This is a genomic window from Kineosporia sp. NBRC 101677 (assembly GCF_030269265.1).
GTDB classification, from domain to species: domain Bacteria; phylum Actinomycetota; class Actinomycetes; order Actinomycetales; family Kineosporiaceae; genus Kineosporia; species Kineosporia rhizophila.
The window spans coordinates 190,204-203,732 of sequence record NZ_BSTA01000007.1 but is presented as its reverse complement, the minus strand read 5'-3'; the positions used below and the strand labels follow the sequence as shown (position 1 = coordinate 203,732).

Below are 13,529 nucleotides of genomic sequence, written 5' to 3'. Positions count from 1 at the left end.
TGCTGCGCCCGCCATACCTGCCGCACCCGCCCCAGTCGTACCCGCCTCGCCAGCGTTACCCGCCGCGGCTGGCTTGCCCTGCGCATCCTCCACGCCCGTGGACACCCCTGCCGGTGACCATGGGGCGCCCGAACCGGGCAGCGGCGGAGCATCCTCGTAGCGACGCTGCCCGAGGCGACTGGTGAACTCGATGGTTCCGGCCGGAAAGGGTTCGCTGGGCCGGGTGAGACGCAGGGACCAGCCTCCGTGCGTCTTGAGACGGTGGTGAAAACGGCACAGCGGCAACAGGTTGCAGGGGCACGACCGGCCGCCCTTGGCGAACGGGACGGCATGGTCGATGTCGCACTGCGACGAGGCCCGCGGACAGCCCGGGTGCACGCAGGTCTGGAAGCGACCCGTAACGCTGTCGACGACCGTCTGCCGGGGCTTGTACGGGCGTGCGGACTCACGGCAGTTGGCCTGGTCGCCGGGACCGTGCAGCTGGGCGGCCTCACCGGCTGCGGGAACGGGAACCAGCGTGATCTTGCCTGCCTGACGGGCGATCTCGCGAGCATGTTCGGCGGTGATGGCGCCGTGCCCCTGAAGTTCGCCGGGTTCCTGGCTCAGACCCCGCAGAGCGTCGAGGCTCAGTGTGACGATGAGGTGTGGCCGGCGGCCCTGCTGAGTCGGAAGGGCAGGTGGCAGCCACCAGGCCAGGACCGACCGGGCACTGCCGAAGGCATCCGCAGGCAGGAGCTTCGCCACTCGTTCGCCCGCCTGTCCTGAGCTGCTGTCCGCGAATGAGCCAGCCGCAGGTGAGTCAGAAGCAGACGAGTCATCAGCAGGCGGATGGACCGGCACGAAGGGCAACGGCATGCCGGCGAGGATGGCCTGGAAGACCGCCACCGCGGCGTCCGCGCGACGTTGCTGATGAGTTCGCGGGTCGGCCGTTCCACGTCGACGTGCGTCGTCACGGCATCCGTCGGCCAGCGCATCCAGCACCGCATCGATCATGCGCACCGACTCGGCGCGCAACTTCATCTGCAGCCCGCCCATACCGTCTGCCAACGGGAAAGCATGTACACAGCGCTCGCTCCGAGCCTGTCTGGCCCGCTTCTGGCCTGCCAGCGGATCCACCCGCGCAATCTCACGCTGCACGGCCGCCACGGCCGCCCGTCGCGTCTTGCCCGGCAACTGTTCTGCCATCAAACGAGCCACGTGTCGCCACTGGTCGCTACCGGGCTCGAAATGCTCGCGCATACGACCGTGTACGGCCACCACGGTGCGCCATTCCAGCTGCCCCGCGCGCACCATCGCCCACAGCTCCGGCAGTTCTTGGTAGACGTGTACCGAATCGGTGACATGGTTCACCGCTTCACCGCGTGAGAGAGCCAGCGCCATACCAACTTCGGCCGCGGCCGAATCAATACCGTCGATCGCGTCTCCTGGTCCCGACGGCTGAACCTGTGCTGCGCCGGCCAGAACAGCTGCCCTGGCCAGGAACTGGGCTTGCAGGGCGCTGATCCGGCGGATCAGTTGCCCCACTCCGTCGGCCACGCCCAGACAGGCGTTCTCGGTAGCCGTCTTGAGATCGACCGCCAGGATGCTGGCCAGCAGATCGGTGTCGCCGAAGCGAACCAGCTCGACTTCAGGCCAGCTGGAAAGAGTCTCGTCCCCCACAGCCCCCACACCCCCCGGTGTCGGCCACAAACGTCCGTTCGAACGTATGTATGAATAGTAGGGCATATCGAGAGGCCCGAGAACCACGAGCGGTGGTCATGGGATTCCGCCGAGAGCGGATCCCATGACCACTGCGGATCGGTGATTACCTACTTGCGGTAGCGCCTTTCGAACCGGGCGATACGTCCTTCGACGTCGTTGGAACGTGCCCGGCCGGTCCAGAAGGGGTGACTGGCGCTGGAGATCTCCACGTCGACGACGGGGTACTCGTTCCCGTCCTCCCACTCGATCGTGGACCCTGTGGTCACGGTCGAGCGGGTGAGGAACGCCGTCCCGGCACTGCGGTCACGGAACACGACCGGCCGGTACTCGGGGTGGATGCCTGACTTCATCTCAGCCCTGCCGTCCTTTCCATCGGGGGTTCTTCTTGTTGATCACGAAGACCCGTCCCCGTCGCCGTACGACGATCGAGCCGGGCTTCTCCTTCAGGGATCTCAGTGATGCGCGGACCTTCATCGCTCTTCTCTCCTAGGGATCGGTCTCGGTGTGGGGGTTCAGGCGCTGAGGTCGTCGATGTCGGCGTCGTCCGGCGTGCCGAGCCACGGATCGAAGCCGTCGTCGAGGCCGTCCCAGCGCTCCAGTCCCTGTTCCATCTCGTGGCTGGTCATCAGGGCCCGGTCGAAGGCCCGCCGGAAGGCCTCGCGTTGTGGGCCGATCCCGGTCACTCGCAGCCGGGTCGACCGAACCGTCCCCGGCCACGTGCCCGCGGCGCCGATGCTCAACTGGCCGCCGGCGCCGTCCCAGATCCCAACCACTTCAGGGCGACCGGGCAACCAGAAGGTTCCCCGTGCGCGAATCGGCCCGTTACCCATGGCTTCGAGCTCGGCCTGAAGGCGCCCAGGGTGGAACGGCTTGTGTGAGTGGAGGTCGAGCGTCCAAACGTCCTCAGTGTCGGGCTTCTGGCTCGCCGGGAGCCGCAGTAGATCACCACGGGGGTCGTCGGGTGGGCGCGGCACTGCGAGCAGGCTCTTGGTGTCGGCCTCGGAGATCAGACCAAACAATGGACGATCGCCCGCCAGGCGGTCGAGCAGGTCCAGTTCGCGTTGGTCGGGCGACGTGTCGAACAGGACTGCGTCGGCGTATTCCAGTTGCGCGGCGAAGGCCTCGCCCACGGATCGACGGTCGTCCGGGTTGAGTTCCAGGCCACGCTCGGCCAGCAGTTCGTCGCCGAACAGGTCCTCGCAGAGGGTTGCGGGGGAGGCGGTCGCGACGACCGCAGCCACCCGCGCCCCTGGCACCAGGGCTGCGCCGGGGGAGGGCAGCAGTGCGTGGACCAGGGGGTGCGGTTCGCTGCTGACCGGTAGTCCGACGATGATCTGCGCGGGCCTGCTGTGTGGGTTCTCGGTGTCGTCGACCAGCCCTCGCAGCACCGGCAGCAGGTCGGCGCGCAGGGCGCACGACAGGCAGCCGTGTTCCAGGGGCTGCACGTGCTGGTCGCGCACGCCGGACCAGTCGTGCACAACGCGGTGGAGCCACCCGTCGGGCGTGATGTCGTGGCGCACGGCAACGGCCCCGGGGAGGTCGAGCAGCAGAGCTGCGACGGCGCTGTCGCGCAAGACGGGATCGATCGAGGTGACGGTCAGGACGGGAACGTCGGGCATGCGCAGACCTTAGGTGGATTGAGAATCGTTTTCAATAAGCTAGCCTGATCGCGATTCATTCCCGACCTCGCAGGAGGCAGTCTTGTCCCGGGTGTGCATGGTGACCGGAGCGGTTCCCGGCTTCGGTCACTCCGTCTCGCACTCCCATCGGCGCACCAAGCGCCGGTGGGACCCCAACATCCAGTCGAAGCGCTACTGGGTGCCGTTCCTCGGCCGCCACGTGACGCTCACCCTCAGCGCGCGAGGGATCAAGACGATCGACCGGCGCGGGGTCGAACCGGTCGTCCGGGCGATCCTGGCGCGGGGGGTGAGGCTCTGATGGCGAAGAAGAGCAAGATCGCCCGGGACTCGCAGCGCCGTGAGGTGGTCGCCCAGTACGCCGAGCGCCGTCGGGAGCTGAAGCGACTCAGCATCAACCCCCACGTGAGCGAGTCGGAGCGGGAATCCGCGATGGCGGCGCTGCACCGCCTTCCCCGCAATGCCTCGCCGACCCGTCTGCGCAGTCGGGATGTTGTGGACGGACGTCCGCGGGGCCACCTCGGGAAGTTCGGTCTGTCTCGGGTCCGGTTCAGGGAGATGGCCCATCGGGGCGAGCTGCCCGGGGTCACCAAGTCGAGCTGGTGAGAGTTTCTTTCTGGACGACCTCACGTCCGGGGGTGCCCGGAGCGTTTACCTGATGTGAGGGCATCCGGGATCGGCAGATACTCCGAGCGAGCCGGTCCGGAATTCGGGTCATACCGGCTCTGGTCCTCGATGGGGCGGCTCGGGCGGAGGGTGGGGCGGTCGTGTATACGCTGCTGGGGGCAGACGGGCGGTTGTACCGGTCAGACGTGCCGGGGCTTCTGGGCGGGCATCGCCGGCTCAAGGTCTACGGTCGGCTGGACTGCCCGTCTGCGGTGCGGGCGGTCGCCCGCGGTGGATACGTGAAGTACCGGGTGTTCTTCGCGACCGAGGCTGTCGCGGTGGCCGCCGGCTATCGGCCCTGCGGTGCGTGCCTGCCGGCGAAGTACCGGGCCTGGAGGGAGACTCAGGCGTGAGCATGCTGTTCGGAGACGAGTTGCTGGAACGTCCCCGGCGTGAGGTGGCGCCGGGTGCCTATTGGGTGCCGGGGTGGCTCACTCCGGATCAGCAGGCCTGGATCGTGGCGCGGTTCCGGGAGTGGGGTGCGGGGCCGGTGCCGCCGCGCGGCGCGGTGGTCAACGGGCACGAGATGAGTGTCAAGACCGTGTGCCTCGGGTGGCACTGGCGGCCGTACCAGTACACCCGCGAGGCCGTTGATGTGAACGGCAACCGGGTGCTCGACTTCCCCGACTGGATGGTCCGGTTCGGGCGCAAGGCTCTGGCCGAGGTCGGGCCGGTCGCGGGGAAGGAGGCCGGGTGGGAGGAGGCTGAGTACACCCCGGACACGGCCCTGGTGAACTACTACGACGCCGAGGCCCGGATGGGCATGCACCAGGATCGGGACGAGGTCTCCCGGGCTCCGGTGGTCTCGCTGTCGATCGGGGACACCTGCCGGTTCCGGTTCGGCAACACCGAGAACCGGGGGCGTCCCTACCAGGACATCGACCTGGCGTCGGGAGACCTGTTCGTGTTCGGAGGTGCTTCACGGCTGGCCTATCACGGGATCCCCAAGGTCTATCCGGGCACCGCGCCGCCGGGGTGCGGCCTGGAGAAGGGGCGGATCAACATCACGATGCGAGTGACGGGGTTGTCAGACGGTCCAGCTCGTGGCGGCCGCCCATGACTCGGCCCGGTCGGTGATCTCGGCGATCAGGCCGCTCTTGGCGTCGGCGTACGCCTCCGCGTCCGGCCAGTCCCGCTGCGCGAGCTGCAGTTTCAGGGCTGCGTAGGCCTGGCGGTCGGCCTGGTCGGTCCGCAGCCAGTCGCGGAACAGCAGATGCCGACGCTCCCACTCGCTGCCGGCTGAGCAGATGTGCAGGTGCACCGAGCGGTCGGCGGTGCGCATCATGCGATGCCCGGTCTCCCGCACCCGCAGCTGGTAACCGGCTGACTCCAGCGCCGGCACGTAGTCGGCCTCGTCCTCGGCGTCGAACACGCTGAGATCGATGTCGATGATCGGCTTGGCGGTCAGCCCGGGCACCGAGGTCGAGCCGACATGATCCACCCGGAAGGCCTTTTCGCCCAGAGCGCCGACGATCCGCTCGCGCTCCTGGGAGAACATCGCCGGCCAGGACTCGCTGTACCCCGTCAGGACGATGTCGCGCTTCTCTGGGCCGCCGATGAGCTCGAACATCACATGAACAGTATGCCCCGACAACGATGCAGGGCTACACCTATGCCGGGTACGCCCGGATACGCCGGGCGTGCGTCCGCGGCCGCCAACGCCCCGGTCCTCTTCCCGTCCTATGCTGGCGGCTGGGGGCCACGAGACCTGTACGAAGGCGAACGGGAAGGCTGATCGATGGCACTGCTGGAGGGCACCGCCTGGCACGGCAAGATCTGGACCGGAGCCTGGACCACCGGCTCCGGGGGCGTCTACGACGCGGTGGAACCAGCCACCGGGCAGACCATCGCCTCGGTCGGCCGCGCCACCCCCGACGACGTGACCGACGCGGCCTCGACTGCCGCCGCCGCCCAGAAGGACTGGGCGCGCCGGCCCTTCGAAGAGCGCGCGGCAGTACTACGCCGAGCCGGAGACCTGCTCGCCGCCTCGGCCGACGAGATCAAGGGCTGGCTCTCCCGCGAGTCCGGGGCCATCCCGCCGTTCGGCGACTTCCAGGTCCACACCAGCTCCCAGGAGTGCTACGAGGCCTCGGCCCTGCCCAGCCATCCGTACGGCGAACTGCTCCGGACGGGTGCTCCCCGCCTGAGCTTCGCCCGGCGCCTGCCGGCCGGCGTGGTCGGGGTCATCGCCCCGTTCAACGTCCCCACCATCCTCGCTATCCGGGCCATCGCCCCCGCCCTGGCCCTGGGCAACTCAGTGATCCTCAAGCCCGACCCGCGCACCGCCATCTGCGGCGGCGCCGTGTTCGCCCGGGTCTTCGAAGAAGCCGGTCTGCCCGCCGGGGTGTTCCAGGTGCTGCCGGGAGGTGCCGACGTCGGGGAGGCGCTGATCGTCGCCCCCGAGGTCCGGGTCATCGCGTTCACCGGTTCGACCAGGGCCGGGCGGGCCGTCGGGGCGATCGCCGGGCAGCACCTCAAGCGGGTGCACCTGGAGCTGGGCGGCAACTCGGCCCTGATCGTGATGCCCGACGTGGACGTGGAGAAGGCCGCCGCGGTCGGGGCCTGGGGCACGTTCCTGCACTCCGGCCAGATCTGCATGGCCACCAGCCGGCACCTCGTGCACGAGTCGATCGCCGACGCCTACGCCGAGTCGCTGGCCGCCCGGGTGGAGAAGCTGCCGGTGGGCGACCCGTTCCGCGAGCAGGTGGCGCTGGGGCCGCTGATCGACGCCGGTCAGCGCGACCGGGTGCACGAGCTGGTCACCACCAGCGTCACCGCCGGGGCGCAGCTGCTCACCGGGGGTTCCTACGAAGACCTGTTCTACCGGCCCACCGTGCTCGCCCGGGTGCCGCAGCAGGCCCCGGCCTACCAGCAGGAGATCTTCGGGCCGGTCGCCCCGGTCACCTCCTTCTCCTCGGTGGACGAGGTGGCCGCGCTCGCGGTCGGCTCGGAATACGGTCTGTCGCTGGGCATCCTGACCAAGGACGTGTATGCCGGGCTTGAGCTGGCCGAGCGGGTCCCGACCGGCCTGGTGCACATCAACGACCAGACGGTGAACGACGAGGCGGTGGCGCCGTTCGGTGGGGTCGGGGCGTCGGGCACCGGTGCGCGGCACGGTGGTGCGGCCGCGAACATCGAGGCCTTCACCGAGACCCAGTGGGTCACCTTGCGCGGCGACCTTCCGGTCTACCCGTTCTGAAAAGCGCTGGGGAAGCCGAGTTCCTGTCCGAGCTCGGCTCCCGCTCGTTCCAGTAGACGCTCCGCCTCGCGCATCGCGGTCTCGGCGCTTCCGGCCAGGTCGACCAACGCCGTCACCGAGCCCACCCCCAGCTCCGCCAGCCCATCCCGGGTGGTGACCCGCCCGGCGATGATGGCGGCGGGGACGCGGTTGGCATGCGCCCGCCGCAGCACTTCGGCCGGGGCTTTGCCGTGAGCGCTCTGCTCGTCCCAGGATCCCTCTCCGGTCACCACGAGATCGGCGCCGGCCAGAGCTTCGTCGAAGCCCACGGCGTCGAGCACGAACGGTGCTCCGGGAGTCAGCTTTCCTCCCAGGCCGTGCAGGATGCCTGCCCCCACTCCGCCGGCCGCCCCCGTTCCCGGGATGTTCGGCTCTCCACCCAAGAGCTGCGCCCAACGGGCCATCGCTGCGTCTACGGCGAGAACCTGTTCCGGCGTCAGGCCCTTCTGCGGTCCGTAGACGTGGGCTGCGCCGTCAGGTCCGGTGAGGGGATTACGGACGTCCGTCACGGCGACGATCTCGACTGCCCTGAGTCGCTGGTCCAGACCCGACAGATCCAGTTCGGCGACCTTCAGCAACCCGGCCGCGTCATTCGTCACCAGTTCCCCGTCGGCATCGGTGGCCACCGCCCCGAGCGCCGACAACAGCCCAAGCCCGCCGTCGGTGGAGGCACTTCCGCCGATGGCGATGTGGATCGTGCGTACCCCCAGATCCAGTGCCGCCCGTACGGCCAGTCCCAGCCCCCAGGTACTGGATCCCAGGCCGTCGAGTTGGCCACCGGGCAGTTGCACGATGCCGCAGATCTCGGCGAGTTCGACGAACGCCTCGTCACCCCGGCGCCCGATCATCGAGCGGCGGGGGAGAAGGGTGGGCCCGGCAACATCGACCGGCTCCGCCTGGAACCCGTTGTCCAGCAGCACCGCCAGAGTTCCGTCGCCCCCGTCGGCCACCCCGCGCACCCGGATCTCGGCCTCAGGTAGGGCCGAGCTCAGACCTCGGGCGATGGCGGCGTTCGCGGTGGCCCCGTCGACGGACCCCTTGAACTTGTCCGCAGCGACCAGGACACGGTGGGGCGTCGTCACAAGGGCCTCCTTCGGCACGCCCGTATTGTGACATCACCCGAGCCGGACCAGGGGTCAGGAGGATGTGGCCTGCGGCTCGGCCCCCTCGGCGTAGCACAGCGCGTACGCGGCGTCGGCCTTCTCGGTCAGCTCGCTGACCTTGGTCATCAGCTCGGTGACCTTCTGGCCGTCCTCCTCGTTGCTGACGGTCACGCTCGCGGCCTCGTTGCTGGCCGCCTCGACCTGGGCCGACAGGTCGCGGTACTGCTCGCAGGCCTCACCCTTCGAGGCCTCGGAGACCTGGCCCGTGCTCTTGGTGCCGCCGTCACCACCCGCGTCGGGGGTCTTCTCGGCGTCACCTCCGCTGCAGGCCGTGAGCAGGACGGCGGTGGCGAAGGTGGCCAGGGCAAGGGCTCGAGGAGGACGCACGTCGCCGAGTATGGGTACTGGCCGGGCCCCGGGTGAAGCGGCTTGGGCCGGTCTTAACTGCTTCCTCCGCGAAGCTTGACCTCGGATCAGCGAGTGACCAGCCGGTCGCCGAAGATCGGGTCCGGATTGGCCTGGGCCTGGTACACCGAGACCGGCGTGGCCAGGCTGAGCCAGGCGGCCTGGGGCAGCAGTGCGGCCGCCGCGGCCTTGTCGTGCCGGGCCAGCAAGGGCAGGGAGGCTGCGGTGACCACAGCGTCGGTGGCGGTCCACGCGGCGGCCAGCACGGGGCTGCGCCGCCGGAAGTAGGCGTAGGAGAAGCTGACGTACACAGCAGCGTCTACTGCGGCGAGCGCGAGCAGACGCTTACGGTCAGGCCCCTCGACCGAGCGGGCAGCCCGGATCGTGGCCACCGACCAGCCCAGTTTGGCAATGGCCCAGGCCGGCCCGAAGGCGGCCGCCGGTGGCGCGTAGGGAGCCTGGCGCAGCGAGCGGTAGTACTCCGGGTCTTCCGGGCGTCCGGCCGCGGCGCCGGCCGCCATCAGGCCGACGGTCAGGGCCAGCGGCTTACCCATGCTGCGAAGAACGTTCATCGCCCCAGTCTCGGCGCCCGACCGGCATCCCGCACCTGCGTACTACCTGGTGAAGAGCCCGGCGAGGAGGAACTCCGGCCCGAAGTAGGGGCTGTTCTCGCCCTGTGGGCGCATCGGCCGGATCTCGACCTCCTTCAGGTCCTGGAACAGCCAGCGCAGGTCGTCGGGCGTGAACCCGAGCCCGCCGCCCAGCGATCCCTCCCGGTACAGCTCCATGTCCGGCGACTCCGACCCCATCAACCCGGAGGCGAAGCAGGCGACCCCGAAATGCCCACCCGGAGCAAGCAGCCGGTCGATCAGGTCGAGGTAGCCGATCCGGCGGTGCGGCGGGAGGTGCGGCAGGCAGCCCGAGTCGTAGATCAGGTCGTACGGGCCGGTGAGGACGGCACCCCCGTCCTGGAAGGCGTCCCCCTGGTGGAAGGTGACGTCCAGGTCGCGGGTGGACGCCCGCTCCCGCGCCCAGGCGATCGCCTCCGCCGAGAGGTCGATCGCGTCTACCGAGAAACCGTTCGTGGCCAGGAACAACGCGTTCCGGCCGGGCCCGCAGCCGAGGTCCAGGGCCCGGCCCGGCCGGACCAGACCGCGGCCCAGGTAGTCGGCCAGGTTCTCGTCGGGCTTCTCGGCGAAGAAGGGCACCGGACGCTCGCGATCGCTGTAGAAGCCGTCCCACCAGGCGCCGTCGGTATTGCCCGTCCAGCGGCCGTTCGAAGTGGGGAACGCCTCGTCCAGCATGCGCAGAACGTCGTCGATCGACCGCAGACTGCGTCCGCCCGGAGCCACCCGATCCACTGTGCCCGCCTTTCCGCGTGTTTCGTCGTTCGCGGAAACCTACCCCTTGTCGGCCGTTCCCTCCTCGGCCAGGGCTTTCCACAACGCCTCGGGCACCCGGGCCGAGGCCGCCCGGACGTTCTCGGTCACCTCCCGGGCACTGCGCATCTCGAGCAGCACGCCGGCCACCTCGGGAAATCGCAAGGGTCGGGCGATCGCGGCCTCGAGCGGGGTGACGCCGTGCGCCTGGCACACCGCGGCGGGCAAATCAGATGTGGCGGGGAAATCAGATTTGAGGACGCCTGTGGCCACCATGGTCAGGTCGCCTCGGCGAACGATGGGGAGGAGTCGGGAGACGGCCGACGAGTCGGCCCGGACGATGTCGGCGGAGCTCTCCTGGACGAACCAGCTGAGCACGGCCGGCCGGCTCGTCCCCACCCCGAAGGCCCCGATCGTGCCCTGGTCGCGCAGTTCGGCCAGCGTGGGCGCGGCCTGCTTCAGCGCCCGTTCCCAGTCCTCGTCCGGATCGGGCAGATACACGATGTCCAGCCGGTCGGTGCCGAGCCGGTGCAGACTCTCCTCGATCGCGCGCAGCACCCCGTCCTGGCTGAAGTCCCTGACCAGGCGAAGGTTCTGGCCGGGTTCGCGGCCGTGCTCCAGGGAGAAGGTCCGGGTGGCAGGCACGAGCCGCCGCCCGACCTCGCACGAAAGCACGTACTCGTCACGGGGATACTGCGCCAGTACTGCCCCCAGCCGCTTCTCGGCCAGCCCGAGCTCGTGGTGCGGCGCGGTGTCGAAGGAGCGGACTCCCAGGTTCCAGGCGGTTTCCACGGTCTGCTCGGTGTCCGGGGCGGCGCAGGTGTAAGCGAAGCCGATCGGGCCCAGCTTCGCTCGGAGGGAAAGCACTGCGACTACCGGGGAATCGGCCGTAGAGCGTGCGATCCACCGTCGACGGCCAGGAGCGTACCGGTGGTGGAACCGGCTCGGGGGCTGGCCAGGTAGCAGATGGCGTGGGCCACCTCGTCGGCCGAGATCAGCCGGCCCATCGGCTGCCGGGCGTCCAGCGCCGCTCGCTCGGCGTCCGGGTTCTCGGCCGAGTCGAGAAGGCGCTGCACCCAGGGAGTGTCGGCGGTGCCGGGCTGCACGCAGTTCACCCGGATGCCCTCGCGCACGTGGTCGGTGGCCATCGCCAGGGTCAGGGCCTGCAGGGCGCCCTTGGACGTGCTGTAGGCGGCCCGCTGTTCCAGCCCGGTCCAGGCGGCGATCGAGCAGGTGTTCACCACCACGGGCGACTTCGACTGCCGCAGCCAGGGCAGGGCGGCGCGGGTGATCCGGACCGCGCCCAGGACGTTCACGTTCAGCAGGGCCAGGAAGGTCTCGTCGGGGGTGTCCTCGATGGTGCCGCGCGCGCCGATCCCGGCGTTGTTCACCACCACGTCGATGCCACCCAGCAGCACCGCGGCCTTCGTCACCGCGTCCTCGGCGGAGGCCTGGTCGGAGACGTCGCAGACGATCTGGGCGATGCCCTCGTCGGCGCCCTGGTTCAGGTCGAGCGCGGCCACCTTCGCACCGCGGGACTGCAGTTCCAGCGCGGTGGCCCGGCCGATGCCGGAGGCGCCACCGGTGACGATCGCCCGGATCCCCTGGTACTCACTCATGCCTGCTCCATCCTGAGTCTCCTGGCCGGCCTGCGGACCTCAGGGCACCATCCAGCTGAGCACCGGTGAGGCCTGAAGCACCACGATCAGGCACATTACCGGCAGAAGGATCAGCGTGGCCCGCAGAACCGAGCGGAACAGCTCGCCCTCCCGTCCGGCCAGGCCCACCGCGGCCGCCCCGATCGCCAGGTTCTGCGGGCTGACCATCTTGCCGAGCACCCCGCCCGAGCCGTTCGAGGCGGCCAGCAGCACCGGATCCAGCCCGGTCTCGGCCGCCGCGCTCACCTGCAGGGCCCCGAACAGCGAGTTGGACGAGGTGTCGGAGCCGGTGACCGCGGTGCCGAACCAGCCCAGCAGCGGCGACAGCAGCGCGAAAAGGCTTCCGGCCCCGGCCAGCCAGGCCGCCAGCGTGACCGTCATGCCGGAGGTGTTCATCACGTAGGCGATGCCCAGCACGGCCACCACGGTCAGGATCGCCGTGCGCAGCTGCACCAGGACCTTGCCGTAACAGGCCACCCAGTCACCGATCCCGAGCCTGAGCACCAGCCCGGTGAGCACCCCGGTGAGCAGCAGCACGGTCCCGCCGGAGACCAGCCAGTCGAACTTGAATGTGGTCAGGGCCAGTTCGGAACCGTCCGGCCGGACGATGTCCAGACCGGGCCAGCCGAATGTGACCGTGGTCTTCGAAAGCTGTTCCTTGACCGCGGGAATCGCGACGATGCTGAACAACGCGATCACGATCGCGTAGGGGGCGAAGGCCAGGTAGCGGTCACGGCGGTCGTCGTGAGGGTCTTGGACCGCCAAAGTAGACGGACGCTCGTCCTCTGTTCGATCTGTCGCCTCACCGGAGGCGACGGTGCGGCTCTCGGTGCCCCGATCGTCGTCCATCGTGGTCTGGATCGTGGCGGGCGACCAGGTGCGCAGGAACGCCAGGGCGGCCGCGGCGGCGGCCAGCGCCGCGACGATGTCGGTGAGCTCGACCGGGCCGTAGTTGGACACGGCGAACTGGGCCCCGGAGAACGTGAGCGCGACAACGCCCGCCAGCGGCCAGACCTCACGCAGGCCCTTACGGCCGTCGAGCAGGTAGAGCAGCAGGAACGGCACGAGCAGGGCGAGCAACGGCACCTGCCGCCCGGTCATCGCGCTGACGTCGCGCAGCGGCAGCCCGGAGACCTGGGCCAGAGTGATCACCGGGGTCGCCACCGCACCCCAGGCCACCGGCGCGGTGTTCGCCACCAGTGCCGTGGTGGCCGCCTTGATCGGGGTCAGGCCGATCGCCACCAGCATCACCGAGCAGATCGCCACCGGCGCCCCGAAACCGGCCAGGGCCTCCAGCAGCGCGCCGAAACAGAAGGCGATGATCACACCCTGGATCCGGATGTCCGGGCTGATGTTGGTGAACGTGCGCTGCAGCACGTCGAAATGCCCCGAGCGGCGGGTCAGCTCGTACACCCAGATGGCGTTGATCACGATCCACATCACCGGGAAGAGGCCGAACGCCGCCCCCTCGGTGGCCGCCAGGAAGGCCTGGTCGGCGGGCATCGACCAGACCACGAGCGCGACCAGCAGCGCGAGCACCAGACCGGTGACCGCGGCCAGCCAGGCTCTGACCCGGAACACCCCGAGCAGGACGAACAGCACGAGCAGAGGGATCGCGGCGAACAGGGCCGACCAGGCGAGACTGTCGCCCAGCGGAGCCGTTTCCTGCTGATACACCAGGGCCTCCCGAAGACGCACGGCGGTGTGACGGTCTGGAGGGTTCAGCCACCATGGTGCGCCGG

Annotated in this window: 17 protein-coding genes; 5 read left to right on the top strand and 12 right to left on the bottom strand. The window is 69.6% G+C overall.

Features of this window, described 5'->3' with window-relative positions:
* The 4 genes from QSK18_RS21655 to QSK18_RS21640 all read right to left on the bottom strand — a co-directional run.
* A partial coding sequence (locus QSK18_RS21655) for an HNH endonuclease signature motif containing protein (protein WP_285622442.1) occupies positions 1–1,659 on the bottom strand: 1,659 nt, incomplete at its 3' end.
* Between the two features lie 149 nt (positions 1,660–1,808).
* Positions 1,809–2,051 (bottom strand): type B 50S ribosomal protein L31, encoded by a 243-nt coding sequence (locus QSK18_RS21650; RefSeq protein WP_232814492.1) that lies wholly within the window; start codon positions 2,049–2,051, stop codon positions 1,809–1,811.
* A gap of 1 nt (position 2,052) precedes the next feature.
* Positions 2,053–2,175 carry a type B 50S ribosomal protein L36 gene (gene ykgO, locus QSK18_RS21645; protein ID WP_232814493.1) on the bottom strand — a complete coding sequence of 41 codons (123 nt, stop codon included), beginning with the start codon at positions 2,173–2,175 and terminating at the stop codon, positions 2,053–2,055.
* 38 nt (positions 2,176–2,213) lie between these two features.
* Positions 2,214–3,320, bottom strand: a complete 1,107-nt coding sequence (locus QSK18_RS21640; protein ID WP_285622427.1) for a GTP-binding protein — start codon at positions 3,318–3,320, stop codon at positions 2,214–2,216.
* An 82-nt stretch (positions 3,321–3,402) separates the two neighbouring features.
* Here QSK18_RS21640 and rpmB point away from each other — a divergent pair, with 82 nt between their 5' ends.
* The 4 genes from rpmB (at position 3,403) to QSK18_RS21620 (ending at position 5,064) form a co-directional block, all read left to right on the top strand.
* Entirely contained in the window at positions 3,403–3,639 is a 237-nt protein-coding gene (gene rpmB / locus QSK18_RS21635; RefSeq protein ID WP_232814495.1) for a 50S ribosomal protein L28, read from the top strand.
* Positions 3,639–3,944 carry a 30S ribosomal protein S14 gene (gene rpsN / locus QSK18_RS21630; protein WP_232814496.1) on the top strand — a complete coding sequence of 102 codons (306 nt, stop codon included), beginning with the start codon at positions 3,639–3,641 and terminating at the stop codon, positions 3,942–3,944. Before rpmB ends, rpsN begins: the two co-directional genes overlap by 1 nt.
* Before the next feature lie 161 nt (positions 3,945–4,105).
* Positions 4,106–4,357: an Ada metal-binding domain-containing protein gene (locus QSK18_RS21625; RefSeq protein ID WP_232814497.1), complete on the top strand. Its 252-nt coding sequence runs from the start codon at positions 4,106–4,108 to the stop codon at positions 4,355–4,357.
* 2 nt (positions 4,358–4,359) lie between these two features.
* The gene (locus tag QSK18_RS21620; RefSeq protein ID WP_285622952.1) at positions 4,360–5,064 is read left to right on the top strand and encodes an alpha-ketoglutarate-dependent dioxygenase AlkB family protein; all 705 of its coding nucleotides are present in this window, start codon (positions 4,360–4,362) and stop codon (positions 5,062–5,064) included.
* On the opposite strand, the gene QSK18_RS21615 is transcribed toward QSK18_RS21620, so the two are convergent.
* On the bottom strand, positions 5,032–5,574 hold the full coding sequence (locus tag QSK18_RS21615) for a GrpB family protein (protein ID WP_285622422.1): 543 nt from the start codon (positions 5,572–5,574) through the stop codon (positions 5,032–5,034). The genes QSK18_RS21620 and QSK18_RS21615 overlap by 33 nt on opposite strands.
* 168 nt (positions 5,575–5,742) lie before the next feature.
* Here QSK18_RS21615 and QSK18_RS21610 point away from each other — a divergent pair, with 168 nt between their 5' ends.
* The gene (locus QSK18_RS21610; protein ID WP_232814499.1) at positions 5,743–7,203 is read left to right on the top strand and encodes a benzaldehyde dehydrogenase; all 1,461 of its coding nucleotides are present in this window, start codon (positions 5,743–5,745) and stop codon (positions 7,201–7,203) included.
* Here QSK18_RS21610 and QSK18_RS21605 read toward each other — a convergent pair.
* The 7 genes from QSK18_RS21605 to QSK18_RS21575 form a co-directional block, all read right to left on the bottom strand.
* A complete protein-coding gene (locus tag QSK18_RS21605; RefSeq protein ID WP_285622418.1) occupies positions 7,191–8,324 on the bottom strand; it encodes a glycerate kinase in 1,134 nt (377 codons plus the stop codon). The two genes, QSK18_RS21610 and QSK18_RS21605, sit on opposite strands and share 13 nt — an antisense overlap.
* 54 nt (positions 8,325–8,378) lie before the next feature.
* Positions 8,379–8,732: a hypothetical protein gene (locus QSK18_RS21600; RefSeq protein ID WP_232814501.1), complete on the bottom strand. Its 354-nt coding sequence runs from the start codon at positions 8,730–8,732 to the stop codon at positions 8,379–8,381.
* A gap of 86 nt (positions 8,733–8,818) precedes the next feature.
* Complete coding sequence (locus tag QSK18_RS21595; RefSeq protein WP_232814502.1) at positions 8,819–9,322, bottom strand: tryptophan-rich sensory protein; 504 nt, start codon at positions 9,320–9,322, stop codon at positions 8,819–8,821.
* Between the two features lie 42 nt (positions 9,323–9,364).
* A complete protein-coding gene (locus QSK18_RS21590; RefSeq protein ID WP_269811139.1) occupies positions 9,365–10,054 on the bottom strand; it encodes a class I SAM-dependent methyltransferase in 690 nt (229 codons plus the stop codon).
* A 96-nt stretch (positions 10,055–10,150) separates the two neighbouring features.
* Positions 10,151–10,996, bottom strand: coding sequence for an aldo/keto reductase (locus tag QSK18_RS21585; protein WP_232814504.1), 846 nt, complete (start codon positions 10,994–10,996; stop codon positions 10,151–10,153).
* A gap of 5 nt (positions 10,997–11,001) precedes the next feature.
* Positions 11,002–11,748 (bottom strand): SDR family NAD(P)-dependent oxidoreductase, encoded by a 747-nt coding sequence (locus QSK18_RS21580; RefSeq protein ID WP_232814505.1) that lies wholly within the window; start codon positions 11,746–11,748, stop codon positions 11,002–11,004.
* A gap of 39 nt (positions 11,749–11,787) precedes the next feature.
* Positions 11,788–13,464 carry an L-lactate permease gene (locus QSK18_RS21575; protein WP_232814506.1) on the bottom strand — a complete coding sequence of 559 codons (1,677 nt, stop codon included), beginning with the start codon at positions 13,462–13,464 and terminating at the stop codon, positions 11,788–11,790.
* Positions 13,465–13,529 lie beyond the last annotated feature (65 nt).